A 26916-nucleotide genomic window follows, 5' to 3' on the forward strand; every position below is an offset into this window, starting at 1 on the left:
AACTGTCGCGGTGACACATGCAAACACGCTTCAGGCCGAACGACGGCTGTAAACCTTAAGAAAAAATGCAATGCGTTTGCGCATCTCTGTTCGCGGCACAATCTGGTCGATCAATCCTGCCTTCAGTAGGAACTCTGCCGTTTGAAATCCTTCCGGAAGATCCTGCTGAATGGTTTCCTTGATAACGCGAGGCCCCGCAAATCCAATCAGCGCACCGGGTTCGGCGAGAATCAAATCCCCAAGGGTGGCAAAACTGGCGGTTACCCCTCCCGTCGTCGGGTTGGTGAGAACGGAGATGTAAGGCAATCCAGCCTGCGAAAGCCGGGCGAGTGCTGCACTTGTTTTCGCCATTTGCATCAGACTGAGGATGCCTTCGTGCATGCGGGCGCCGCCCGAGGATGATACGACAATCACCGCGCAACCTTCATCAGCGGCGGCTTCAATGGTGCGCGTAATTTTTTCACCTACGACCGAACCCAAACTGCCTCCGAGAAAGCGAAAATCCATCACAGCGATTCGCACATTCACCCCATCAAGGGTTCCCCTGCCACAAATCAGGGCGTCATATTCCTTCGTTTTGGCCTGATTCTCCGCCAGTTTTTTAATGTAAGCAGCGCCATTTGCCGAAAAGGAAAGCGGATCAGTGGGACGGATCTGTGTCTCCGATTCCACAAAAGTCCCCTCATCCAACAGCGCAGCAATGCGCGCCCGGGCATTGATCGGGAAATGATAGCCGCTTGAGGGAACGACCATGAGATTCTTCTCCAGGTCCTTGTGGTAGATAATCTCACCGGTTACCGGACACTTGGTCCACAGTCCCTTGGGAATGTCTTTCTTTTTCCGATAAGTAATCGTCGAATAACTGGGCTTGCTGAAGAATGCCATAATGATGCAAAATGAGTGACGGAGTAAAACCCCTCTCCTTCTCAAAATCAACCCATAACCCGCAAATGTTCGGTCCGGGGAATAATTTAAAGCCAATCGGATCGACTGTGAAATGGAGCCACCTGTCGGATTCGAACCGACGACCTATTCATTACGAATGAATTGCTCTACCAGCTGAGCTAAGGTGGCCGAAAACTAAAAACGATAGAGAACTTCAGCTTCCGATCAAAGCAAAATTTTCCCAAAATCATGCAATTGAACACTTGTCTCTGCCATCACGTGCATCGCATGCTTCCAATGGAAGCGTCCCTGTAAAAACCGAATTCACAAGAATGCAGTTTACAATAGTCTGACTGGCATGTTTACTGACTTTTTTCGCAACTTGAACACCAACCCAAACCCGTCAACCAGCACTGCCGCGGCCCCAACCGACCTAATCAAGCACCAATGGAACTCCTGATCGAAGTATTGGTTTTTGCTGCGACCCTTTACGGAATCATTGGAGTCGTGTTTTCAATCCTTTTTCTCCTGTTTGGAATTGAGGAGTCTGACCCTTGTGCCAAAGGAACGAGTCTACTTTTCAAAGCATTCGTATTTCCAGGATTGGTCATCTTCTGGCCGCTGTTTGCGATCCGATGGATCATTGGAGTAAAAACACCTCCCCAGGAACGCAACGCGCATCGCATTGCCGCAAAAACTTACCATACCCACGCATCGGATTGAGTTGCCATGATTCGCCCGCTTCGACGACGACACCTGTTTTTTTCTGTGATCATGGCATTGGGATTGCCGGGCTTGGTGATCTACGGATACCTGAGAGGAGTGCAGTCAGTTCCGATGATGGTGCTTCCAAAATTCGAACATGCGGAACCCTCCAGCTATCCACTGGAAGTATGGCACAAGGCCCACTTGTGGAAAAATTTCAGCGATCTCAATACACGCCTGCTGACCAATACAACGCCTGAGCATCCGCTTGCGGTCGAATTGACCTTTGGCGGCACGCTCTCAAATCCCGACATCCTTCTTTACTGGTCTCCACGCTCCTACTCTGCCCGCTCCGGCATCGGTGAAAGCATGCACCTGCTGGGCACCTTCACATCCAACGAACCCAGCATCTACCCACTGCCCGAAGTCGCCCGACACCGCGACGGTTTTCTGATCCTCTACAGCCTTGGTGAAGACAAAGTGGTTTCTGAAGCGCCCCTTGTGAACCCACTCAAATAACAACGCATGCCTGATCGTTCAAACTCGTCATCGCGCCGTGATAGCGGCCCACGTTCTCATGAGTGAAACCTACAAACCCGTCAAATGGAACCACTTTAAACGTGGACTGGATAACTACCTCTGGGTTGGCATCTCCACCTATCTGGTCCTCTTCACCCTGGCTTCGTTTGTATTTACTCCGACGATTTCACTCGAAATTCTGTTGATCCGCGCATTTGGAACGGCTGCCTACCTGCTGCTGCACATTGTTCTGGCAATCGGCCCCTTGTGCCGCCTGAACACTCGCTTCCTTCCCTTGCTCTATAACCGGCGCCACCTCGGGGTATCCTGTTTTCTGCTCGCTTTGATCCATGGGGTGATTGTCATTTTCACCTATCACATCGGTTCTGAGATGCATCCCATCGTGAGCGTCTTTGTGAGTGATTCGGGCACGACCATTGCCACCGCACCCTTTCAGACCTTTGGGGCAATTGCACTTTGCATCCTCGGACTCATGGCAGCCACCAGCCATGACTTCTGGCTTCGACACCTCTCTCCTCCGGTTTGGAAGACGTTGCACATGCTCGTCTATATCGCCTACGGCCTGATCATCGCGCACGTTGTTTTTGGGATTCTGCAAACCGAAAAACACCTCGTGTTCACACTGATCGTCTTTGCCGGTGTCAGCATCGTGTGCCTGTTACACTTGATTGCGGGAATCAAAGAACTGATCGAAGGCTTTCATGCACGCATGAACTCGGAAGATGATTTTGTGGAAACCATTTCCGTGGACGAGATTCCCGAAAATTGTGCCCGTACAGTGCAGTTGCACGGCGAGCGGGTCGCCATCTTCCGCTACAATGGCAAAATCTCGGCGATCTCCAATGTTTGCCAACACCAAAACGGGCCGCTAGGCGAAGGACGCATCATCAACGGCTGCGTAACCTGCCCATGGCATGGTCAACGCTACCGACCACAAGATGGTGCTGCCCCGGACCCGGGAACGGAGAAAGTCCCTACCTTTGAGGTCAAAATCATTGGTCGCCGCATCTGGATCAACCACAAACCGAATCTCCCCGGCACCTACGTCGAACCCGCGATCATTCCAGATCATGAAACATCGAACCCAGCCTGAATCAGAGTTTTTCATCGGCTCTGAACGTGTGGTGCCACCGCTCCAGCGCCGATTTCTCTACCATCGCCTCTTTGGCATCTTCGGCTTTGCCTTCGCGCTGGCTCTGCTGATCCCCGCACTTCAAAACCGTTACGAACCTTCCTTCCACCGCATTTTGAGCAACCATGAACTGGAGGGAGTTCTGTTCGACGATCCGGTTCCCTTCCTGATGGTTGACCGGCCCGGTAGCATCGGTGAATCCCAACAGGATGTTTCCACCTACTTGCTTGTTCATCCGGGGAAAAGTGGGTTCCCGCCCGAAACAGCTGCCTCACTGGATGGCAAAACCGTTCGCCTGCGGGGTTCACTGATGTTCAACCGATCCCAAACCGTGATCGAAGTGGATGCCAAAAACCTGCAACAAACTTCCTACGAAGACGAAAACCCTCCCCTTTCACTGACAAAAAAAGCCTTGGGACGTTATAAGCTGACCGGTGTGATTGTAGACAGTAAATGCTACTATGGCGCCTTGAATCCGGGATTTGGGAAAACCCACCGTGCATGCTCAGTTCGTTCCATCGCGAATGGCATTCCTCCGCTTCTGCTGGTTCACGGTGCCAACGGTGAAACCCTTGAGCTGCTAATCACCGGAAACGATGGTGAACCCATCAACGCAGACATACTCGAATTTGTGGAGGTGCCCGTTCGCATCACCGGAGATGTCTTTCGATGGGGAAACAAATACGTGCTGCGCACCGATGTTTCGCTCTTCGAAACCCTTCAACCCTGATGACAAGATCTCATCGCTGAGCTGAAAGCATTCTGGAAAGCAAGGCAGGGACGGGTTGTCCTTCGTCGCGAACTCACCCGAATCCACTGCCCTTGTTGTTCCTCAATACTTTTCTCAGTCCACACGGGTCATCGCATCGTCGACAATGGCAGTTTTGATGCGCTCAATCTCAACCGCAGTCTGCTGCTTGATCGAGGCGAGTTCTTCTGCATCGGCAACAGCTGCAGAAGCAAACACATAAAACTTAATCTTCGGCTCGGTTCCACTGCCCCGAACCGCGTACTGATATCCATTGGCAAGCTTGATCAGATAAAAATCCTGCGCGGGTATGCGCTTGCCATCGGCATCATGCAGTACGTCCCGTCCAAAATCCGTAAGGGATTCAACGGCAATACCCCCAATTTCAGTCGGCGCATTCTCCCGGTAGGAACGAAGGATATTTCGGATCTGCCTGGAACCTGACGCTCCCTCCAGATAGACATTTCCCAGCGTTTCCATGTGAAATCCGTAGCGAATGTAGAGTTCGTCGAGGTATTCCAAAATGGATTTCCCTCTGGACTTCAGCCATGCCGCGAGTTCTACCACCGCAAGGGTTGCCGCATTTCCATCCTTGTCGCGAACACTGTCGTCGCACAAGTATCCAAAACTTTCCTCGCCTCCAAATACATACCACGTGCTATGCTTCATGAGCAAAGCACGTTTGCTCGCCAGAGGCATACCGTCGTAGTCCAAGGCGATCCCCTCGGCAAGCATGGCGTCCTTGAGCTGCTGTTCCCAGTCCAGAAGCTTCTCTCCGATCCATTTGAAACCGGTAAGTGTATTGATCACCTTCAGTCCGTTTTCCCTGCCGATCTTCTCCTGCAGTGGAGTCGTCACAAACGTCTTGATCAGTGCTGCATTGGCCGATCCTTCTGGAGGCAGCACCCCCAGCTCTTTGAATCGCTCAATTCGGTAGGCAGCAAGCAACGAACCCGTCTGATTGCCCGAAAGGATCACATAATCACCCGAAGCATCCCTGACTGCCGCCGCAACGCGATCCGCATCCGGATCGGTACCGATCAACAAATCCGCGCCAACTTCCTTTGCCTTTTCCACCGCCATGCTGAGTGCTTCCGCATTTTCCGGATTTGGCGATTTCACCGTTGAAAAATTTGGATCAGCCTTCATTTGCACATCGACCACATCCACATCCAGGCCTGCGGCCTTCAGCATGGGAACCGACGCGATGGCACCCGTCCCGTGGATCGGAGTAAATACCACCTTTGGCTGTGCCTTTGCGATGATGTCAGGGTCAATCAGGGATTGACGGGTACTCTGCAGATACACCTTGTCCAACGCAGATCCAAGCGTCACCACGCGCTCTGTTTCCACCTCAAGGTATGCAGGCAAATCCTGCAACGCAACCTGCTGAACAGCCTCTACGATGCCTTCCGCATGCGGAGAAACAACCTGTCCGCCGTCCTCAAAATACACTTTGAATCCATTATCATGATAGGGATTGTGACTTGCCGTGATCATGGCACCACAATGTGCCCCCAGGTAGCGTACTGAAAAGCTCAGTTGAGGAGTGGAACGCGGACCGTCATAGATGTAGGCATTGCCTCCCATCTTGCACCAGGTCGATGCGCAGAGTTTTGAAAAATACGCGGAGTAGTGCCTCACGTCGTGTGCAATCACCAGAGTCGGAATCTCATGACCGCGCTCACTGGCATCCAGAAAACCACGCGTATAGCGAAACAGACCAATACAGGCGCGAATCAAATTAAAATCATTCAACAGATTGGATCCCACAGCTGCATGTGCTGGTGCCTCCGGTTCGGACTTTCCACCCCACTCAGCCCGTGTCACTTCATAGCTGATGGTGCGCCCACGAATGCCTCCGGTTCCAAAGGTCATGTACTGGTAGAAGCGATTGTTCAATTCATCCCAACGCTCAGAACCGATCAGTTCCTCAAGCGACTGCATGGACCAGTCGGGCAGGAAATCTGCCTCGATCCATTCCAGCAGATGATCACGTGTCGAATCGAGCAACGCCCCTTTTGCATGCGCCGCCTTAATTGCTTCTGTCAGGTTCATGTTGAATAATGATTAAAGGTTGATATCAGGTTTGACTGCTTTCGTTCACGAAGCCCAAGATCGAGTGCCATCAACGTTTGCCGCGCAGGTTCTGCATGGTATGCACACGCTGTTCGAGCAGGGCTTGGGTTCCAATGTCACGACGATGAAACAGGGGTCCCTTCAATCGGGAAACCTGTGCCTCGGCCAAAGCTTCCGCCTCGGCGATGCTTTCTCCCAGGGCCACCACCGCTGCCGTGCGGGACCCTGCACCCAACAATTTCCCATCGACGCAATCCACCGAACCCAAATACAAATCCACCCCACTGACGTCATCCGCATCCCATTCAAAGCCTTTGAGCGGTTGTTCCGGATAGCCTTCAGGCACCGCATACTTACAGACACTGGCCTTGGTCTGACAACCCGACTCCAGCTGATCCAGACGATCCTCAATCGTTGCTTCCAGCATCTCCACGAAATCACCCTCAAGCAGACTCATCAGATTCAGGCATTCCGGGTCCCCAAAGCGCGCATTGTATTCCACGATCATGGTGCCTTCAGCCGTCGCCATAAACCCGCCATACAGCACACCCTTGTAAGGTTGACCCACCTGCTTCCAAAGGGCTGCGGCAATCCGTTCATTCATCGAACGCGCCTGTTCGATATCGCTGTCGTCTAGAAAGGGAAGACTGTGATCGCTGTCAGAATACGACCCCATGCCGCCCGTGTTGGGACCGCTGTCCCCCTCAAATGCCCGCTTGTGATCCTGGACCGCCGGAAAATGCAGTAGCGTTTTGCCGCCACAAAGGCTGATCAACGAGAACTCGACACCGATCATCTTCTCTTCAATCACCACTTCACCTCCGTCTGCAATGAGTGACTCCACATACTCCATCGCTTCGGCGTGACTGTGCAGGTGATCTCCGGCTACCTTCACACCCTTCCCTCCCATCAGCCCATTGGCTTTGATCACATAGCGATCACCCAATCTGCGGAGAAAATCCTCAACGCCCTCCATCGACCTGAACGTCGCATAGGCGGGACATCCTCCGATCTTGTGATCGCGCAACAGGTCACGCGTGAAGGATTTGCTCGTCTCCAAACGAGCAAGGGCCTGAGTCGGTCCAACAACCGGAATGCCCTCTTTCCAAAGTGCGTCCGCAACTCCCGTTTCAAGCGGTGCTTCCGGTCCAATGATCGCGAGTGTTGCCCCCCGTTTTTTTGCCCACCCCGCGACAGCTTGCCCGTCGGTGATGGTTCCCACTATCATCTCACTGGCAAGTGCAGCGATGCCCGGATTTGAATTCGAGGCAAATACCAGCAATTCCACTGGTTGCGGAGAGCGATGAATCGCCTTGGCCAGAGCGTGTTCCCTGGCACCCGATCCTACAAGAAGCAAGCGTTTATTCGTATGGGTCATGGTGTCGGTCTGATTCGGACAATACCAAGCGCATTATTCAACGGGTGCTCACTTCAAGGCAAAGGCATTTTCTCAAAAAATACAGAATGAAACCGCGCAGCACACAGCTCGCAGCGCACACATCACGTCAAGGTTACCGATGTTCCCAGTTGAACAGAGTGGAGCGTAAAATCCTCTGCGTAAAGCTACTCAGATCGGACTTCCCCTATCCAGGGATGCGGAAGCGTTTGCGCAAACAAGATGAACAGAATCTTGTTCAGCAGCCAATACATCGCCACCGGAAGGAACAATACCTGCACCACAAAAATCCCGATATACAGCCCCATGATAGCAGTCATGTGATGATAAATCTCCACAGCATGCAACAGCAGCAGCGCCATGGTGATCTTCAACTGAGCAGTCTTCTCATTCATCATGCGCACGGGTTCGGAGAACACATCGCCCAAGCCCTTGATCTGGGGAGTCTCAAATTCAGTCAACCCCTGCAGCTCTTTGACGACCGGTTCCATCTGCTCCCGATGCTCCTGGATTTGCGGAAAAAACAGCCGCTCATTGAGTTGATGTGCCAGCACAGCAGAACATGGTAAAAACAAGCGAACCACAAAAAGGAACAGTGAAATCTTGCCAAACAAGTTGCGGTAATGGCGAATTACCGGGTTTTGAAACAAGGACAATACGCCCATGACTCCCAACGTGATTCCCAACACAAAAAAAGCGAACTCCTGCGCAACCTCGTATACGATTTTCTGCGCAAGCAGGGACACGATCGCGGTGACCAGAACAGTTGACATGCGCTCGGTCAGGTCGTCCAGCGGATCCAGTACCTGTCCGACTGCCATGGATACACCAATGCCAGCTGGCTGCAGTTGAACCGATGATTCCTTCACCACGGACACTCCCGCATTGATCAGCCGGGCTGTGCCATAGGAAACCGACGCCTTCAGCACCGAATCCTCAAAATAGGAGTCCGCGATGGGGTCGAGCCACTCCATGCGTTGCGGAGGGAACAGCGCCAGCCAGAGGCCAGCCAGAATACAGACGATAGCCATCCCCCATCGCTGAAACCAGCGACGCAGGGCGCGTCTGCGAGGATTGGAAGAAGAACCAGTGGATGAATGTGGGACAGACATGACTCAAACAGGGACTGCAAACTGCATGCACAGCGCGCGCAAAGTCAACGCTCAATCCCAGTTTAAGGATGCACGCCCAGCACCCTTCAACCGAGCCTTCAATAACTGCGTCCGCCCGTCTTTTTCTCGAAATAATTGATGAAGGCCCGATTGAGCACACGATACCCTCCCGGCGTCGGATATTCACCCGTGAAATACCAGTCACCCGTATGCTCCGGCAAGGCTTCATGAAGTGCATCAATGGTCTGATAGACGATCTGCAATTCACCGTCCCAACCCTCCACCTGGGGTCTGACCAACTCCGAAATTTTTGCCGAAATCTGTTCCGTGGTGAATGCGTCATAAATCCGCGCCACCTTATTCCCGAGCATGTCACTGGGAAGCGATTCCTGTGCCTTGCATTCCCGGTACACATCCTCGATCAGCTGTGTTTCCCCTGCCTCACGCAACAGTTCCGTAGCCGCTTCAAAAGCGATGAATTTTTCGATCTGAGACATGTCGATGCCATAACAGTCCGGGTAGCGAATTTGCGGTGCGGTCGACACGATCACGATTTTGCGCGGGTTCAGTCGGGCAAGGATGCTGATGACAGATTTGCGCAAGGTGGTGCCCCGAACGATGGAATCGTCCACACACACGAGAATGTCTTTGGGTTCCACCGTACCATACGTGATATCATAGACATGCGATACCAACTCCTGTCGACTCCCCTCCTGACTGATAAAAGTGCGCAACTTGATGTCCTTGTTTGCCACCTTTTCCGAACGCGGCCAATTGCGCAGGATTACCGAATCGAGAAATTCTTCGGTCAGTTTTCCGCGCGAAGCCTCTTCCAGAATCGCCTTCTTGACCTCAAGTCGGCGACGCAGGCGAAGCTCCTGAATCATTCCCTTGTATGCAATCTCCGCTGTGTTCGGAATGTAACTGAACACCGTGTTTTCAAAGTCATTACCGATGATCTCTTCAATCGGTCCGGCAAGCTTCGCACCCAGCCGCTTGCGATCCTCATAGATGTCGAGGTCGTTCCCGCGTGAAAAATAGATGCGTTCAAAGCTGCACGAACGTTTGGGTTTTGGCTCTCGAATCGTCTGTTGCAGGATGCGACCGTCCGCCTTGATCACCAGAATATCACCCGGAGGAAACTCGCGAATTTCCTCTGCCTTTTTCCCAAAAACCGTCATCAGAGGTGCGCGCTCCGAAGCACAGGCCAGGACCTCCTCATCCTGCATGTAAAAAAGCGGACGGATGCCCCATGGATCCCGAATCATGAACGCATCTCCATTTCCCAAAAACCCCGCGATCGAATATCCTCCATCCCACTTGCGACTGGCGGCACCGATGATGTGGGCCACATCGAGATCCCGGCTGATCTTGTTCGTGATGTTTGCGCCGTTTTCTCCCTCAATTTCACGATAGGCCCGATAGAGACGATCGTGCTCATGGTCGAGTTCAAAACCAATCTCCTCCAGGATCGTCTGCGTGTCCGTATCGAAGATCGGGTGTTGCCCCATCGCGATCAGGCGATCATTGAGTTCGGGCGTATTGGTCATGTTGAAGTTGCCCGCCAGCATCAAATTCTTGGTCGGCCAATTGTTCTTGCGGAAAAACGGGTGGCAGGAACTCTCGCTGTATCCACCCGACGTGCCGTAGCGCAGATGCCCCAGATACACTTCACCGGCAAAATCAAAATGGTGCTTCACCGAGGCCACATGCTCCGGGTCAATCACCCCGCGCTCCAGTAGCTTGTTATACTGTTTCAAGCCCTTGCGGAAGACTCGCGCAAGTGGATTGCTCTTGATGCTGCGCTCCCGAAACATGTAGGGAAGTCCGGGCTGCACATTGAGCTTCACACAACCAATACCCGCCCCATCCTGACCGCGATTGTGTTGTTTCTCCATCAACAGGAAGAGCTTGTTGTAGGCCCACAGCGGAGACGCATACTTCGTCTTGTAGTGAGCGAGAGGTTTGAGCAGGCGAATCATCGCCACGCCACATTCGTGCTTGATCGGATCACTCATGGAATCGGGTCCTCAGGGTACCAATGTCGAAAACGATATGCCGGACTCAGGCGAGTCGACAGAGCGTGTCCGTCACCGGATTGTGGAAAATGTGGGTTTTGACCAGTGCCTGCCAGTCGACTCCCTTGCCGCTCTGATCGGTCAGACGCCAGATCGTGCGCTGTCGTATCTGCCGCAGATGGTTCATCGCAAAGCGTTTTTTCAGGGTTTGCAGGCGCATGGCCGCGACCGGATTGACCGGAGAATCGACCAACAGGGTGATTCCCTCCGGTGTGGGATGCTGCACTTGATCTATCGCGTCGATCCACTCCTTGTTTGTATTCAACAATTCCCCCGATGCAACCAGGGCCTGATGTTGGGCAGAACTGAGAGGAGCCTCTGCCTGCAGGCTCCACAGCACCCAGCGCTCCACCGAGATGGCATATCCCTTTTTCTCGAGCGCATCTTCGATCGAACAGGCCGTATTGTCGGTGATGATCAACTTCACCGGCAGGTGCTCGAACTCTGGCTCCAGCTTCCCCATCGCAATGGCATCTTCATTCTGCGCGCGTGTGGGTTCCTTCAGCTCGGTCGTATCGAGCGAAATTCGATCATATTCCCGCATGTATTCACCGATGGACTCAAAAATCACGTCCCCCTCAGACACACGCTCCGGATGCGGCATCATCGCCATCACGTTACCAGCTACATTGGTCACTGCCGCCACATTTCGCTCGGATCCGTTCGGATTCACGGGATAGTCCACTACCCGTTCACCAGAGGCGTCCACATAACGAAATGCGAGCATGCCCAACTCTTCCATCTGGTCCGCAAGCGTGGGTTCAAACAGAAAGCGACCTTCCGCATGTGCAAAAGGCACCCGGATGCGATCTTTCGCCCCCAGTTTTCGATTGAAGGCATTGCGCCCGGATTCAAGTCCGGTTTGAAGGTAGCAGTGGTCGTTGTAATAACCGACGCCCACCAGCCGTCCCTGGCGCTCCATGCGATTGGGCGCCAGCACCATGCCAAGGTGCCGACTCCGGTAACCCGGAACCAGCCCTGTTTCCACGAGAATCTGTGCCCCATTGCAGATGCCAAGCACAACCTTGCCCGACGCTGCCTCTCGGGCGATCTCCTGCATCACAGGTTCGAGCGAAGCAATGACACCTGCTCGTGAGCGGTCCTCATACGAAAATCCGCCCACAATATAATAGCCTGCATAGTTCCGCAGGTTTGCCACCGGAGCGTTCCATAAAAATGGTTCACAGGCAATACCCGCTCTTCGCAGCGCAAATATGGACTCGTCTTCACAGTTACTCCCCGGAAACTGCACGACTGCTATCGTTTTCTCCATGTATCAATTCGTTTGAATTCACTGAACGCAGGTTTTCAACCCCTCTCTTTCAACACCACTTTGCAATCTCCCGGCACGATGGAACCAATGCGATAAGCATCATAGCCCGCCGCTGCGACCGTTTCGATCAACTGGGATGCCTGCTCAGCGTCAACCACCCAGGTCATGCCAATGCCCATGTTCATGGCGCGAAACATTTCATCACGCTCCACACCACCCAACTTTGAAATCAGATCAAAAATCGGGAGCACTGGCCAGGTTCCCAGCTGAATCTCGGCCTGACAACCCTCAGGCAACACGCGGGGAATGTTGTCATAAAATCCTCCTCCCGTGATGTGCGCCATGCCATGGATGCGAATGCCTGCAGCATCTGCAGCGGCAAAGGCCGGATAATAGTTGCGGTGAGGCTCGAGCAGTGCCTGCCCCAAAGTCATACCGAGGTCGTTGTGATGAACGGTGAGATCCAGCCCCGCGATTTCCAGAAGCACCTTGCGCGCCAGCGAATACCCATTGGTGTGCAATCCACTGGAGGCGAGCCCCACAATCACCTGTCCCGGTTGAATCGAGGCCCCCGTGATCAGCTTGCGTTTTTCGACCACACCCGTGATCACTCCGACAATGTCAATCTCCCCTTTGGCATAGGTCGGTGGCATCTCTGCGGTCTCCCCTCCGACCAGAGAAACTCCACTCTCGATACAGGCATCTGCCATGCCTCCGACAATCTCTGCCACAACTGCGGGTTCGAGTTCCTGGCTGGCCACATAGTCGAGAAAGGTGATGGGTTTGGCTCCGTGAACCAGGATATCATCGCAGGCATGGTTCACAATATCCTTCCCCAGCCCGGCAAACTGGCGCAGCTTGCATCCCAGGGTCACCTTCGTGCCCACTCCATCGATACTCTGGATGAGCACTGGTTCATCATAGCCTTTCAACACCGCGCCAAGGTCGATCATCGAACCAAAACTGCCGATGTCCGCCATCACTGCGGGGGAAAAGGTCGAGCGGACTTTGCTCTTGATGCGGGCAACCACTTCCATGCCTGCATCGATGTTTACGCCAGCCGACTGATACGTCACTTTGTTGGCTTTTTGATCATTCATAAGGGGAAAAATGCAGTGGGTTCGATAGGCCGCTCCTGTGCCGATCAGAGATTGTCGAGTGCCGTCATCCAACGGTTTTTCAATCCAGCCATATCCGGCAATCGAATGCCCTGAATCTCACAATTGCCTCGGTTCACGGTCTCTCCGATTTTTTGAAATTTCACGTGCCGCTCGTTCAGCAGGGTTTCCACTTCATCTGCATGCGCACGCGATACCTCCATCACAAATCCGGGACTTTCATTGAACAGCAGGAAATCCTTGCGCAATCCAGACTGCATCCATACCCGGCACTCAAATTCGCCATGAAAGCACATCCACGCCAGGGCTGCCGCCAATCCCCCGGGACCCACAGCCTTGCACGCAAGGACTCGCCCCTGATCGATGAGATCGGTCACCACGTTGACCTGATTGCCAAATTCTGCAAAGCCCACCGTTGGCATGGGAGCACAGTCACGCCCAATCACTTCCTGATACACACTCCCGCCCATGCGATCCGTGATCGTGCCCACATGGAAGAGGATCGAACGCTCTGCCTTGAATCCCGGTGTCACCGCCCGATCCACGTGCTCAAGTCGGCCAACACAACCAATCATGGGACTCGGGGGAATGCTTCCTTCCCTCGTCTCATTGTAGAGGGATACATTGCCAGCAACGACCGGAATCGCATGATCCGGGTGCGCCTTCAGTCGAATCTCGCGGCATGCGTCGGAAATGCCGCGAATCGCTTCCACGAATTCCCCCATCTGACTGGGTTTTTCAGGGTTTCCAAAACAAAGGCAATCCGAAATCGCAATGGGAGCAGCTCCGACCGACGCAAGTTTCGCAACTGCATCCACAACTGCCATGGCAGCGCCCCAGTAGGCATCAATGCGACCCCAATGCGGATTTTGGGCCATGCTCACGGCCAAGCCCACCTGTCGAATACTCTCGGGATAGCGCTCCGCATCGAGATAGGGACGCAGCACGCCAGCATCAGCCTGCCCACGTTCAATGACCACCAGCCCCTGCACCTGTTTATCATACCGGCGATACACTCCATGCTTGCTCGCAACATCCGGATGCGTGATCACTTGCTGGATGATTGCAGCATAGGAGGCAGGTTCATCATATGCGATTTCATCACGAGGGGAGCGGGAATAGTGATGCTCGCGATGATAGATCAATCCCTCCGTGACGTCCTTTGCCTGGGCCTCGACAATCACCTGCCCCTTGGCGGTGACGCGGTACAGAGTATCCCCTCGAACACTGCCGACCACCGACGCGCGGGCACCGTGTGAAACACTGGGAAAGTCAAACGTTTCGTTGTAGTGCTTGAGAACGGTCTCGACAAGATCTTCCGGTACCGCCCACATGAATCGCTCCTGCGTTTCCGAGCAAAGCTTCACCGCATCGGGGAGATCATCCATGCTCACGTGCACAGCGTCCAGATCCACATCGGCACCATATCCTGCCGAATCAGCCAACTCCACACTGGCACAGGCAATCCCGCCCGCACCCAAATCCTTGAACCCCACGCGATGGATGTGTCCATTGGCCTTGAGCCATTCGACCAGCGCATAGGTTGCCTTGAGGATGTGGCGTTCGAGAAATGCGTTGGGTTCCTGCACCGCCCCTTTGTTCTGCTCCTTCTTTTCCTCTTCGAGTTCGAGTGAAGCAAAACTTGCGCCTCCGAAGCCGCTGTTGTCAGTCGGCTTGCCCACCAGAATCAACTTGTATCCCGCACCTCCTTCGGGAACGGATGAATGGATGATTTCATCCTCTCGGATTGTGCCAAGTGTCAACACGGTCACCAGGCAGTTGTCGTTGTATCCTTTGTGATAATAGACATCGCCCACCACATTGGGAATTCCCAACGGATTTCCATAACCCGCAATCCCGGAAACAACGCCATTTGCAATCCACTGTGCCTTTGCATTTTCGAGCTCCCCAAAGCGCAGTGCATCTCCAATGGCGATCACTTTTGCGCCCATGCAGCAAACATCCCGCACATTACCTCCCACCCCGGTGGCCGCTCCTTCGTACGGAACGATCTGTGAGGGATGGTTGTGCGACTCATGACTCACCGCAATGCCGTATCGCATGCCGTTTTGATCGCGGGCAAGTTCCACAATTCCAGCATCTTCCTTCGGTCCGAGTATCACTCCGGGTCCATCTGTGGGAAACAATTTCAGGAACGGTCGGCTGCTTTTGTAGGAGCAGTGTTCCGACCCCTGGATCGACCAAAGCACCAGTTCCGAAACTGACGGTGGACGCTTGAGAATCTCAAACTGCACTTTCCGAACTTCTTCAATTTTCAGTGACAGCCGATACTCCGCCAAAATGGATTGAATTTCCGCGTCCGTTTTTCCCTCAAAGTCGATGCACTCCGATGTGAAAGTCATACCCCTAGCAAGCATTGCGATTCCGATGTGTCGAGCCATTTTTCCGTTCACATCAACAGCTGCGAATCCCAACGGGCACAGCTGCTCCTCACCCGAAAAAAACAAGACAGAGTGCAGCCCACTTCATGGGCTTCGCCGGGTTTTCCAAATTCCGTTTCGACAAAACAGGAAAATTGCCTCACATTACCCATCGTCAGTTCAACTGCTCCAGGACTCGTCAGAGGAGTCCCAACTCAAACATCATGGAATTCATCCTTAGTTTTCTGAAAAATCCGATTTCGATCGCGGCCCTCTCCGGCCTCGGTGTAGGCCTGCTGTTATCCCTCTTCATCCTCATCAAAACCCGGATCTACCGGCGCGAGCTGGATGACGAAATCGCGGATGCCCGCTATGACTACCGACGCCTGGAGGAACAGATGAATGCCCAGATGCGGATCAGTGCCAAGGCGCAGGACGAGCTGCAGGCACGTATTGACGAGCAACAACAGCGCATTCATCACCTGCAGACTTCGCTGGAGACCTTGTCACAGAAGCCGGGAAAAAAAGAACTTCGGCAGCTTCAGCTCTACGAACGCACCCTTGAACTCATGGAACAACGTTCCCCCAACGCCATGCTCTCCTGGGAAAATGCACAAACCGAAGCATTGGAACAGATGGCAGCCATTGACAAGGGATTGAAACCCATGCTGCGCAAGGTGTTCAAATCGGAATGATTCCGGCACGAGGCAACGACTGGTTTCCGCTTACCTGAACCCGATTTTCCCTTCCATGCAGACTCACGAATCCATCGTCATCGGTGCTGGCATCTCAGGGTTGCTCTGTGCTCAGGCCCTGCACGATTCCGGCGTCGATGTGCTGGTAATTGAAAAAGGCCGTGGAGTCGGCGGTCGAATGGCCACCCGACGCTTCGCAGGTGGACGTGCCGATCATGGAGCACAGTTGTTTACCTCCCGCGATCTGCGGTTTCAGATGATCGTAGACGAATGGCTGGGGGAGAAAGTTTGCAAGCGCTGGTATGTGTCCAAAGGCTGCGAACTCGGTGCTCAAGGCTACGTTCGCTACTGCGGTCGCACGGGCATGACGGATGCCCCCAAGTGGATCGCGCGCAATCTGCAGGTAAGCAAGGAGACTCTGGTCGACCATGTGCACTACGACGCTTCATCCCGCAGTTGGCAGATCACGGTGCAGGGCGAGCTTGCCTATGCCTGCCAAACCCTCTTTCTCACCGCTCCACTTCCCCAATCCCTGACACTGCTCGAAGCAGGTGACAGTCCTTTGGAAGTGAGCCTGCACGACGAACTCAAAGGGATTCGCTATCACCGTGGCATCACGATCATCGCGCAACTCGATGGTCCCGCCCAACTGTCAGAAACCGGGGCAATTCGCATCAATGATGCTCCGATCACCTGGATCGGTGACAATCAGGCCAAGGGCATCTCCCCGGATGTCCCGCTGATTACGATCCACGCAACACCTGGTTTTGCCGACAAGCACTGGGAGAGTCCCGACGCTGAGCGTGCTCCTCTCTTGATCGAGGCCGCCCGCCCTTACCTGAAATCCAATGTGATCGATTGGCAATGCCACCGTTGGGGCTATTCCTTTCCCATCAACCCCTGGCACGATGTCTTTGTCGAAGATGCAGATCGAAGTCTGTTTCTCGCTGGCGATGCCTTCGGAGGACCTCGGGTCGAAGGTGCCGCACTCTCGGGTCTAATGGCCGCAGCAGAGTTTCTCGACAAACGCTCCCGACGCCCACTTCGAAGTTGATCAGCGCGATAATGCGCTTCCCAGTGACCTCACATCCAGTCCCGATGCCTCCTGAAACGCAGCCAGCCTGAATTCTGGAAGAATGGCAAAGAGGTGATCAAAGATATCGGACTGGATCGCTTCGTAGTTCACCCAGTTTGTGTCCTTCGAGAATACATAGATCTCGATAGGAAGACCCTTGGATGTGGGCGCCAACTGACGCACCAGAAAGGTCAGTTTATCATGAATCTGCGGATTTGCTTTCAGATAGGCCACACAGTAAGCGCGGAAGGTCCCGATATTGGTAAGTGAACGTCCGTTTCTCGGGAAATCCATGATCCCGTTCTCCTTGTTAAAGGCATCAATTTCCGCAATTTTCTGATCCACATAGTCACGGATCAACGTGATGGAGCGAAAGTGATCGATCATCTCCCGGTCAGCAAAGCGAACCGTGCTCAGATCGATCATGAGGGAGCGTTTGATGCGACGCCCACCCACTTCGCGCATTCCACGCCAGTTTTTGAAGGATTTTTGAATCAGGTCGTATGTCGGAATCGACGTGATGGTCTTGTCCCAATTCTGTATTTTCACAGTTGTCAGCGAGATGTCCGTGACATCTCCATCCGCCCCGTGCGCTGGCATTTCGATCCAGTCTCCAACCCTCACCGTGCGATTGACCGAGATCTGAATTCCGGCCACAAGTCCCAGAATCGCATCCTTGAAAATCAGCAGCAGGACAGCGGTCAGCGCACCGATACCTGATAGAAAATAGACCGGTGTCTTCCCCAACAGTACCGAGAGAAAGAAAATCGCACCCACGAGAAAAACCACCAGTTTCACCGCCTGCACGAAGCCCTTGATTTCGATGTCCTTCGATATGGGCAGCAGCCCATAGAACCCCATTCCTGCATTGAGCAGTGAATCCACCAGCAACAGCAGCGTCACGATGAAGTACAAATTGCACACGGTGGTGATCAATTGTCCCAGCGGGACACCACCCACATTCATGTTCCCAAAAAAGACTTGAGACAGCAGAATGAAGGCAACCGAAATCCCTAGATTGACTGCCCAGGTGAAACACCCATGGCGTGTCAGCACATCATCCCAGCGAAAGCGTGTCTTCGCCGTGAGTTTCTGCACCAGGACCTGCACGTACTGCTTTCGCACATAAACCAACGCAAATACAATCAACAGAAATACCAGCAGGGTCATGCCAAATGCAGAATACCATGCCAGCGCAGGTCCGATGCCCCGATCCATCAGGGCATGCGCAAGGGTCTGAGTCAGAAAGGGTTTGAGATCAGCTTCAGTTTCCATCGCCTGCCATGCAAGCCGAGCGCGAGCGCTCAATCAACCGAAAAACAACCGACACAATACCTGAAGCTGCCCCTACAACCGGGCCGGAACAGGATGCCCTTTGATCTCCGCAAGGTAGCGCTCAATCACTTCCATCGGCAACTCGTAGTCTTCGAGGCGCCCTTCGAGGTATTTTTCGTAACCGACGAGATCCATCATGCCGTGACCGCTGAAGTTGAATACAATCACACGCTGCTTTCCTTCCTCCTTGGCCTGTTTTGCCTCGCGAATGGCAGAGGCGATCGCGTGCGTTGTCTCCGGTGCAGGAATGATGCCCTCCGTTTTGGAAAACAGCAGGCCCGATTCAAAACACTCCAGTTGATGGATCGCCTGCGCTTCGATCAACCCCTGCTGCACCGCAGCACTCACCAGCGGAGCCATGCCATGATAGCGCAGTCCACCCGCGTGGATGGGTTCCGGAATGAAGCGATGCCCCAAAGTGTGCATGGGCAGCAGCGGCGTCATCCTTGCCACGTCACCATGATCATAGGAAAAGGGGCCTTTCGTCAGCGTCGGACAGGAAGCAGGCTCAGCCGCAACGACTCGAATGGCATCACCGTTGATCTTATCATGCAGAAAGGGAAAGGACAAACCCGCAAAATTGCTTCCACCGCCTGCACACCCAATCACCACATCCGGTCGCGTCTCGCCAAATTTCTTCAGTTGAATGCGCGTTTCCAGTCCAATGATGCTCTGGTGCAGCATCACATGATTGAGCACGCTGCCCAGGGCATAACGCGTCTGTCCGGTCGCATCGGACACGGCCTGTTCCACCGCTTCCGAAATGGCGATGCCCAACGATCCGGGTGTATCCGGATACTGTGCCAGGATCGAGCGCCCTGCTTCGGTTTCCATACTCGGACTCGCCACACAAGTTCCGCCCCAGGTTCCCATCATCATCTTGCGGAACGGTTTCTGGTCAAAACTGATGCGTACCATGAAAACCTTGCACTCCAGGCCGAGCAATGCACAGGCAAAGGAGAGTGCACTTCCCCACTGCCCTGCCCCCGTTTCCGTCGTGATGCGCTTGATGCCAAAGGTTTTGTTATACCATGCCTGGGCAACTGCCGTATTCGGTTTGTGACTTCCCGCCGGAGACACACTCTCGTTCTTGTAATAAATCTTTGCAGGCGTACCCAATGCCTCCTCCAGAGCATAGGCGCGGACCAGCGGAGTGGGACGCCACCGGGCCAGCAGTTCCAGAACCGGTTCCGGAATGTCAATCCATCGATCTGTGCTCACTTCCTGCTCGATGATGTTCATCGGGAATACGGGTGCCAGCATCTCCGGTGAGATGGGCTTTCCGTCAGGTCCAAGCGGAGGATTCATCGGAACATCAGCTGCCAGGTTGTACCACTGGCGCGGCATTTCCTCATCAGAGAGAACGATCTTCTTAATTCGACTCATGAGCGGGTAAACGTGGGGTTACAGGCCAAAAACAAACAGATTGCACATCCTGCTGTCAATGGACATTCCCTCGTCGTTGAGGGGTAGAAAATTTCAGATTCACGAAGACAAGAAAGAACCAGCCCCACTGCTGAGGCTGGCCCTTTTTCGAATTGCGATAACAAAAACGTTACGCGTTCTTGAGCTTGGATTCGAGCGAATCGAGGAAATCCTTCAGCTCTTGCGGAAGCTTGTCACCAAACTTCGGGTAGTGATTGGCACGGATATCTGCTACTTCCTTCTTCCAGCCCTCAATATCGATGGCAAGCAGTTCGTCCATATCCTCTTCCGTTACTCCCTCAGGCAAGCTGATCTGCCCCTTTGCCGGCATTTTGCCGATCGGCGTGTCCACTGTCTGGGCCTTGCCTTCACAGCGATGGAAAATGTATTCCAGAACCCGGGAGTTTTCACCAAAGCCGGGCCAGAGCCACTTGCCATCATCGGTCTTGCGGAACCAGTTCACGAAGAACACCTTGGGTAACTTAACACCTGCCTGCTTGCCGAGATTGATCCAGTGCTGAAAATACTCGCCCATGTTGTAACCACAGAAGGGCAACATCGCCATCGGATCGCGGCGGATCGTGCCAGCGGCCAGGTCGAGCGCAGCTGCAGTGATCTCCGAACCGACAATGGAACCCATGAATGTGCCATGCTCCCAGCTGTCAGCTTCGTGAACCAAAGGAATCACCGACGGGCGGCGTCCACCAAAGAGGAAGGCATCAATCGCAACTCCCTTCGGGTCCGCCCAGTTGTCCGCAATGCAGGGACAGTTGGCAGCCTTTGCTGTGAACCGCGAATTCGGGTGCGAGGAAGGTGTGTCCGCAGTTTTTGGATCCCACTCGTTGCCCTTCCAGTCGATGAGTTTGCCGGGGGCATCGTAGCCAATTCCTTCCCACCAAACATCTCCATCTTCGGTCAAAGCCACATTGGTGAAAATGGTATCCTTCTCGATGGAACGCATCGCATTCGGATTCGAATCCATCGAAGTTCCCGGAGCCACTCCAAAAAATCCTGCCTCAGGATTGATCGCGTAGAGTTTACCGTCATCTCCAAACTTCATCCAGGCAATATCATCGCCCACCGTTTCAACCTTCCAACCCGGAATGGTCGGAACGAGCATGGCCAGGTTTGTCTTGCCACAAGCACTCGGGAACGCAGCCGCCACATGCTTCACCACTCCTTCAGGGCTGGTAAGTTTGAGAATCAGCATGTGTTCAGCCATCCAGCCTTCATCCCGCGCCTGCGCCGATGCGATGCGAAGCGCCAGGCACTTCTTGCCGAGCAGGGCGTTTCCACCATATCCCGATCCATAGGACCAGATCAGGCGCTCCTCGGGAAAATGGGCGATGTACTTCTTGTCGAGCGGTGCACAGGGCCACAATCCCCCATCGCTTTCACCTTCGGCAAGCGGCTTGCCAATGGAGTGCAGACAGGGAATGAATTCGCCGTCCTCTCCCAGTGCCTCAAGTACTTTCGTGCCAACACGCGTCATGATGTGCATGTTGATCACCACGTATTCACTGTCCGTCAGCTCCACGCCGATCTTGGAAATCGGAGAGCCGACAGGCCCCATCGAGAAGGGAATCACATACAGAGTACGACCCTTCATGCAACCCTTGTAAAGGCCGCGCATGGTTGCCTTCAGTTCCTCCGGATCGATCCAGTTGTTGGTAGGTCCAGCAGCTTCTTGGGTTCGCGTTGCAATGTAGGTGCGGTTTTCAACTCGCGCCACATCACTCGGATCCGAACGGAAAAGCAAACTGTTGGGGCGCTTCGCCAGTCTGACGGCAAGGCCAGATTCAACAAGAACATCAGACATGCGCTGGTATTCTGCTTCAGAGCCATCGCACCAAACGACCTTGTCGGGGGTCGTCATCGCGGCACATTCATTTACCCATTCGATGAGCTTCTTGTGGTTAGTTGGTAGACTCATATTCTCTCCAGTGATAGATTTGTTTCTCTGTTATCGATTCGTTTAGGTAAGAAAAAAGGCCACATGACCCCACAATTCACTTGCGAGCAATGTGGCCTTTTTCCCGACTGCCTCGAAAGACCTTCGGTAAAACTTCCGTTTGTGCAACCATCAAAAGTTTTACTTATTTAATTGTCAAAACAATTTAGCATAACTGATGATAAAAATTGAAATCCCTTATGCAGGGCTATCTTTTCGCATCAACTGTAGTCTCAATTCCCGCTGCTGGCTTGCAGGAAACCTGCATACCACGATACTCTCCTCCCTTCATTTGCAGGCAATCTGCACGGCGGAAACCGATGTTCGCACAAAGAAAATCGGGCATTGCATTGACCTTGGGATTCCCCTTGTGCTAACTTGAAGCTTGTGAACGGGAATTATTTCTCCCAAAACTAACGACCATGACCACTCTCGCTTTCATCCAGAACGTTGGGCTTCCCGAGCTCGCCATCATCTTCATGTTCATCCTGATTTTCTTCGGCGCCAAGCGGCTGCCGGAACTCTTTGGTTCCTTTGGAAAATCCATCAAGGAGTTCAAGAAAGCCACAAGGGATATTGAAAACGACATCAATTCGTCGATGCACGAACAACCCAGGCAGGTCACTCCACCCCAGCAGAGCGTTCCCCATCAGACCGAACAGGCGACCAAGCAAGAGACTCAATCGTAATTGCCATCCCATCGCACGTTCTCAAAACCACCTCAACAGGGTGGTTTTTTTTGTCCGGGGATGATGGTGTTCTCTCAAACATGCATTTTCCTTTTTGGTATTCCCGCACACCTCTATCCTGTTTTCGGGCCTACTTCAGCTCCGCCCAATGGACACAGTAGAAAGAAGTTCAAATTGAAAATCCAAATCGTAGCGGGAGCTTCCAGCTCGCGTCCCATCTACACCCCGCTGACACCCCTACCCTCATCTCCCTCGCTTCACACCTCCACAACACTACCCGTAATCCCGACTCCCCTCACCCCAAGCCTCCCTATCAACCGATAGGGGTAGGGATGGCTCATTGAGTTGATCCACCCCTCCTCCGAACAGGACGAGAGACTTAACTCCTGGCTCCTAACTCCTAACTCCTGGCTCCTGCATTTCATCCGCTCGCGGTTAAAAACTTGACAAGTGGGGCAATTGGGAGTGCAAGGGAGGAATGAACGTTTGTTTGCAATCCCCTGCATCCCTGCCCTTGCGCTGCGATGTTGCCGCTGTGGCATCGCCTGATCGCGCGGCGGTTCTGCTACGCCAGCGCGGAGGATTGCTGCTGCTCCCCCTGGGGGAGAAATAAGTACGCAAACTGGTGCAGCGCGCACCCTGAATTTGCAACGCCGGAAGGTTTCGATGCGTTGCCACCGCAGATCCGCCAACCAGAGGCATCGGCACATGAGGCCATGAACCCGACGGACCTGCAGCCCGGCTCACCGCCGAGTCCTGCCATCCATAAAGCCTTGGGCCTTGCGCTCAGAACCTGTGCTCCTTAAAACGGACACTCATTGACCTATTGATCCGCAACTGCGGACTTACTGCCATGTTTCACTTTAACATCGAAAAGAAATACAAACCCTTTCCCAAAATTGACTTGCCGGATCGACGCTGGCCGAACCGCACGATCCAGCAGGCCCCCATCTGGTGCAGCGTTGACCTGCGCGACGGAAATCAGGCACTCGCCAATCCCATGACGATTGACCAGAAGACCGAAATGTTTGAGCTGCTCGTGAAGATGGGATTCAAGGAAATCGAAGTGGGCTTTCCCTCGGCCTCCGACACCGAATTCCAGTTCACGCGACGGCTGATCGAGCAGGGATTGATCCCGGATGATGTTGCGATTCAAGTGCTCTGCCAAGCCAGGGAACACCTGATCCAACGCAACTTTGAAGCCTTGCAGGGTGCAAAGAAGGTGATTTTTCACCTGTACAATTCAACCTCTCCGCTGCAGCGGCGGGTAACCTTCAACCTGAACAAGCAGCAGATCAAACAGATTGCAATCGACGGCACACGCATGATCAAGGAGCGTGTATCGATGCTGCCGCAGACGGACTTCACCCTACAGTATTCGCCCGAAAGCTTTTCGGACACCGAGGTCGACTATGCACTGGAAGTGTGCGAAGCGGTACTCGATACCTGGCAGCCAAGGGCTGGGGAAAAAGTGATCCTGAACCTGCCTGCCACGGTCGAAGTATCGACCCCCAACGTGTATGCGGACCAGATCGAATGGTTCATCCGCAACCTGAAGCAGCGCGAACACGTGATCATCTCACTGCACACTCACAATGACCGGGGCACGGGTGTGGCCGCTACCGAGCTGGGCTTGCTGGCAGGCGCTGACCGGGTGGAAGGAACCCTCTTTGGCAATGGGGAACGCACGGGAAATCTCGACATCATCAACGTGGCGCTCAACCTGATGGCGCATGGAGTGGACCCGCAGCTGGATCTGAGTGATCTGCCCGCGATTCGCGAGGTCTGCGAGCGCAATACCGACATGCCAGTCCCACCACGTCATCCGTATGCCGGGGAACTCGTCTTTACCTCGTTTTCCGGCTCGCATCAGGATGCGATCAAGAAGGGCATGGACCTGCGCAAGCAGGAAGCCAGCGACGATGCACACTGGGCCATCCCCTACCTCGCGATTGATCCCTCCGACATTGGTCGCAGCTATCACGCCATCATCCGCATCAACAGCCAGTCCGGCAAGGGAGGCGTCGCCTACATCCTCAATCAGGAGTTTGGCTATGACCTGCCCAAACCGATGCACCCGGAAGTGGGCCACTGCATCAACCAGCATGCCGACCGTCAGCAGCGCGAACTGTCCGTGCAGGAAATCCACGACTGCTTCCTCGCCGGGTTTGCCAATCTGTCAGAGCCGCTGGAACTGGTGGACTATGACGTGCACCGGGAAAGCAAGGCCGAACCAGACAAGACCTACCAAATTTCGGGCGTCATGCGACTGCAGGGCATTGAACATGCATTTTCCGGGGTTGGGAACGGCCCGATCAATGCGTTTGCGAATGCACTGGAAGTGATGGGGGTAAAGGATTTCAAACTCGTGGACTATCGTCAGCATGCGATTGGGGAGGGTTCTGCAACACAATCCGCCGCCTACATCTGCATCCAGGCCGACAACGGAAAAGGACCCAAGTTCTGGGGAGTCGGACTCGACGCCAACATCGAGTTTGCCAGCCTCAAGGCATTGGTGTCGGCCTACAACCGATCAAGCGCGCAACCCGTAGCTTGAGGCACTGCACGCTGCCCCACTTCCGCAGACCGAATGGGGCAGAACGGAGCCGGTCGTGTCCCGATCACTCCCACCTGGAGTGCTTCGGGGGATCGGCTGGCGCGATGCAAAACACAGCACCCTGCCCGTGCCGCGATCAGCCTTTGGTCTCGATGGAAAACTCCTCAATGCGCTTGCGCAGAGTGGAGCGACTGATGCCGAGCACCTCAGAGGCCTTGAGCTGATTGCCCTTGGTCTCCTTGAGGGTGCGAAGGATCATTTCCTTCTCCATGGCAACCAGCAGCGCACGATGGTTCTCCTTGCGCAGCAACTTGTAAATGTGGTCAAAGGATTCCTCGCGATTCATGCCACCGCCGATCCAGGTATTGGCCGCTGCCGGGGCAGTTGGCAGCACATCGGCGCGCTGAGGTTGTGCACCCCATTCCGGCTCCGGACTCTCTGGCTCGGCCTCAGATTCCGCGATTTCGGGTATCTGCGATGGAGAGTCGAGTGCTTGCGTTTCGGGACTGGGTGGGGTTGCCGGGCTGGTGCGTGATGAACTGCGCTGCCGCAGCTCTGCAGGGAAATCACCCGGCAGGATGACATCACCCTGTGCCAGCACCGCGCTGTGATGGATCATGTTTTCAAGCTCGCGCACATTGCCCGGCCAATCGTGAGTCATCAAGAGCCGAAGCGACTCCTGCGACAGGCGTTTGGGCTTGCTGCCGGACTTGTTGGCCAGCTTCTGAAGCAGGAAATTGGCAATGAGCGGGATGTCGTCGGTGCGCTCCCGCAGGGCAGGCAGTCGCAGGCGAAACACATTGAGCCGGTAGTAGAGGTCCTCACGAAACTCCTTATCCTTCACTATCTGCTCCAGGTTTTTATTGGTCGCGGCGACGAGACGAACATTGACCTTGATCGTTTCATTGCCACCAACGCGCTGCAGCTCTCCCTCCTGGAGGACGCGGAGAACCTTGGTCTGCGTGGAGAGCGTCATGTCGCCCAGCTCGTCGAGAAAGATGGTGCCACGATCAGCAAGTTCGAATTTCCCCTTTTTCAGGTGGGTGGCCCCGGTAAAGGAGCCCTTCTCGTGGCCAAACAGCTCACTCTCAATCAGATTCTCCGGAATCGCGGCACAATTGACCGCCACAAAGGGACCCTCCGAGCGAAGGCTGTGACGGTAAATGCAGCGGGCTACCAGCTCCTTGCCGGTGCCGCTCTCCCCGGTGATCATGACAGTCGCATCACTGGGTGCGACCTGACCGATCAGCTTAAACACATCGCGCATCACATCGCTGGAGCCTACCATGCCCTCCTCGTAGTCACGGGAGTCGATGCCGGGCAGGGACGGTTCCGACTCGGTGTGCAGCTGCGCCCAGGCATCAAACGCCTTGGTGGTCAGATTGAGCACCTTCTTCAGCTCAAACGGCTTTACGATGTAATCGAAGGCGCCAAACTTCATCGCCTCGATCGCCGTCTGAGTGGTGCCATAGGCCGTCATGATGATGACCATCGAATCCGGCGAAGCATTGCGAATGTGCTGCAGCGCCTCGATACCGCTGATGCCCTGCATCCGGTTGTCGGAAAAGATCACTGCGGGCTGAAGCTCGGATGCGCGTTCAACACCCTCCTCCCCGCTTCCAGCGAGCTGCACCTCATAGCCGCGCGGCTCAAGCACACGCTTCAGGGAGTAGCGGATTTCACTGTCATCATCAATGACCAGGATGGTCTTGTCGTTTGCCATAGCTCAGGTTCTCCAGCAC

Annotated in this window: 20 protein-coding genes and 1 tRNA gene; 8 read left to right on the forward strand and 13 right to left on the reverse strand. The window is 54.1% G+C overall.

Annotated elements, in window-relative coordinates; genetic code table 11:
- Window positions 1-30: 30 nt before the first annotated feature.
- Together accD and ABQ298_11930 are read right to left on the reverse strand one after the other, a co-directional pair.
- Window positions 31-885, reverse strand: a complete 855-nt coding sequence (accD, locus tag ABQ298_11925) for an acetyl-CoA carboxylase, carboxyltransferase subunit beta (GenBank protein MEQ9825083.1) — start codon at window positions 883-885, stop codon at window positions 31-33.
- A gap of 113 nt (window positions 886-998) precedes the next feature.
- Window positions 999-1074 (reverse strand) — tRNA-Thr (locus ABQ298_11930).
- A 258-nt stretch (window positions 1075-1332) separates the two neighbouring features.
- On the opposite strand from ABQ298_11930, the gene ABQ298_11935 reads away from it, so the two are divergent.
- From ABQ298_11935 to ABQ298_11950, 4 genes are read left to right on the forward strand one after another with little or no spacing between them, the layout of a single operon-like run.
- A complete protein-coding gene (locus ABQ298_11935; GenBank protein MEQ9825084.1) occupies window positions 1333-1608 on the forward strand; it encodes a hypothetical protein in 276 nt (91 codons plus the stop codon).
- 6 nt (window positions 1609-1614) lie between these two features.
- Window positions 1615-2109, forward strand: coding sequence for a hypothetical protein (locus ABQ298_11940; GenBank protein MEQ9825085.1), 495 nt, complete (start codon window positions 1615-1617; stop codon window positions 2107-2109).
- Between the two features lie 58 nt (window positions 2110-2167).
- Window positions 2168-3223, forward strand: a complete 1056-nt coding sequence (locus ABQ298_11945; GenBank protein ID MEQ9825086.1) for a Rieske 2Fe-2S domain-containing protein — start codon at window positions 2168-2170, stop codon at window positions 3221-3223.
- Window positions 3201-3992, forward strand: coding sequence for a hypothetical protein (locus tag ABQ298_11950; GenBank protein ID MEQ9825087.1), 792 nt, complete (start codon window positions 3201-3203; stop codon window positions 3990-3992). The genes ABQ298_11945 and ABQ298_11950 overlap by 23 nt, the downstream gene beginning before the upstream one ends.
- Window positions 3993-4106: 114 nt before the next feature.
- On the opposite strand, the gene ABQ298_11955 is transcribed toward ABQ298_11950, so the two are convergent.
- The 7 genes from ABQ298_11955 to purL form a co-directional block, all read right to left on the reverse strand.
- The gene (locus tag ABQ298_11955) at window positions 4107-6068 is read right to left on the reverse strand and encodes a phospho-sugar mutase (GenBank protein MEQ9825088.1); all 1962 of its coding nucleotides are present in this window, start codon (window positions 6066-6068) and stop codon (window positions 4107-4109) included.
- A 70-nt stretch (window positions 6069-6138) separates the two neighbouring features.
- Window positions 6139-7467 carry a phosphoribosylamine--glycine ligase gene (purD, locus tag ABQ298_11960; protein MEQ9825089.1) on the reverse strand — a complete coding sequence of 443 codons (1329 nt, stop codon included), beginning with the start codon at window positions 7465-7467 and terminating at the stop codon, window positions 6139-6141.
- Window positions 7468-7652: 185 nt separating this feature from the next.
- Window positions 7653-8516 (reverse strand): hypothetical protein, encoded by an 864-nt coding sequence (locus ABQ298_11965; GenBank protein MEQ9825090.1) that lies wholly within the window; start codon window positions 8514-8516, stop codon window positions 7653-7655.
- A 179-nt stretch (window positions 8517-8695) separates the two neighbouring features.
- Window positions 8696-10615 carry an amidophosphoribosyltransferase gene (locus ABQ298_11970; protein MEQ9825091.1) on the reverse strand — a complete coding sequence of 640 codons (1920 nt, stop codon included), beginning with the start codon at window positions 10613-10615 and terminating at the stop codon, window positions 8696-8698.
- Window positions 10616-10661: 46 nt separating this feature from the next.
- Window positions 10662-11948: a phosphoribosylformylglycinamidine synthase I gene (gene purQ, locus ABQ298_11975; protein MEQ9825092.1), complete on the reverse strand. Its 1287-nt coding sequence runs from the start codon at window positions 11946-11948 to the stop codon at window positions 10662-10664.
- Between the two features lie 35 nt (window positions 11949-11983).
- Entirely contained in the window at window positions 11984-13048 is a 1065-nt protein-coding gene (gene purM, locus ABQ298_11980; protein ID MEQ9825093.1) for a phosphoribosylformylglycinamidine cyclo-ligase, read from the reverse strand.
- 44 nt (window positions 13049-13092) lie between these two features.
- A complete protein-coding gene (gene purL / locus ABQ298_11985) occupies window positions 13093-15429 on the reverse strand; it encodes a phosphoribosylformylglycinamidine synthase subunit PurL (GenBank protein MEQ9825094.1) in 2337 nt (778 codons plus the stop codon).
- A 242-nt stretch (window positions 15430-15671) separates the two neighbouring features.
- Between purL and ABQ298_11990 the strand changes: the two genes are divergently transcribed.
- Entirely contained in the window at window positions 15672-16142 is a 471-nt protein-coding gene (locus tag ABQ298_11990; GenBank protein ID MEQ9825095.1) for a hypothetical protein, read from the forward strand.
- 55 nt (window positions 16143-16197) lie between these two features.
- Entirely contained in the window at window positions 16198-17196 is a 999-nt protein-coding gene (locus tag ABQ298_11995; protein ID MEQ9825096.1) for an FAD-dependent oxidoreductase, read from the forward strand.
- Here the strand turns inward: ABQ298_11995 and ABQ298_12000 are convergent, their stop codons facing one another.
- From ABQ298_12000 to ABQ298_12010, 3 genes are all read right to left on the reverse strand, one after another.
- Complete coding sequence (locus ABQ298_12000; protein ID MEQ9825097.1) at window positions 17197-18492, reverse strand: mechanosensitive ion channel domain-containing protein; 1296 nt, start codon at window positions 18490-18492, stop codon at window positions 17197-17199.
- 72 nt (window positions 18493-18564) lie between these two features.
- A complete protein-coding gene (locus ABQ298_12005; protein MEQ9825098.1) occupies window positions 18565-19938 on the reverse strand; it encodes a TrpB-like pyridoxal phosphate-dependent enzyme in 1374 nt (457 codons plus the stop codon).
- Window positions 19939-20107: 169 nt separating this feature from the next.
- Complete coding sequence (locus ABQ298_12010) at window positions 20108-21910, reverse strand: phosphoenolpyruvate carboxykinase (GTP) (GenBank protein MEQ9825099.1); 1803 nt, start codon at window positions 21908-21910, stop codon at window positions 20108-20110.
- A 440-nt stretch (window positions 21911-22350) separates the two neighbouring features.
- Here ABQ298_12010 and tatA point away from each other — a divergent pair, with 440 nt between their 5' ends.
- The gene (tatA, locus tag ABQ298_12015) at window positions 22351-22617 is read left to right on the forward strand and encodes a twin-arginine translocase TatA/TatE family subunit (GenBank protein ID MEQ9825100.1); all 267 of its coding nucleotides are present in this window, start codon (window positions 22351-22353) and stop codon (window positions 22615-22617) included.
- Between the two features lie 853 nt (window positions 22618-23470).
- Complete coding sequence (gene leuA / locus ABQ298_12020; GenBank protein ID MEQ9825101.1) at window positions 23471-25174, forward strand: 2-isopropylmalate synthase; 1704 nt, start codon at window positions 23471-23473, stop codon at window positions 25172-25174.
- Window positions 25175-25310: 136 nt separating this feature from the next.
- Here leuA and ABQ298_12025 read toward each other — a convergent pair whose 3' ends face one another.
- Window positions 25311-26897: a sigma-54 dependent transcriptional regulator gene (locus tag ABQ298_12025; protein ID MEQ9825102.1), complete on the reverse strand. Its 1587-nt coding sequence runs from the start codon at window positions 26895-26897 to the stop codon at window positions 25311-25313.
- Window positions 26898-26916 lie beyond the last annotated feature (19 nt).

The organism is Puniceicoccaceae bacterium (genome assembly GCA_040224245.1).
Lineage (GTDB): Bacteria > Verrucomicrobiota > Verrucomicrobiia > Opitutales > JAFGAQ01 > JAKSBQ01.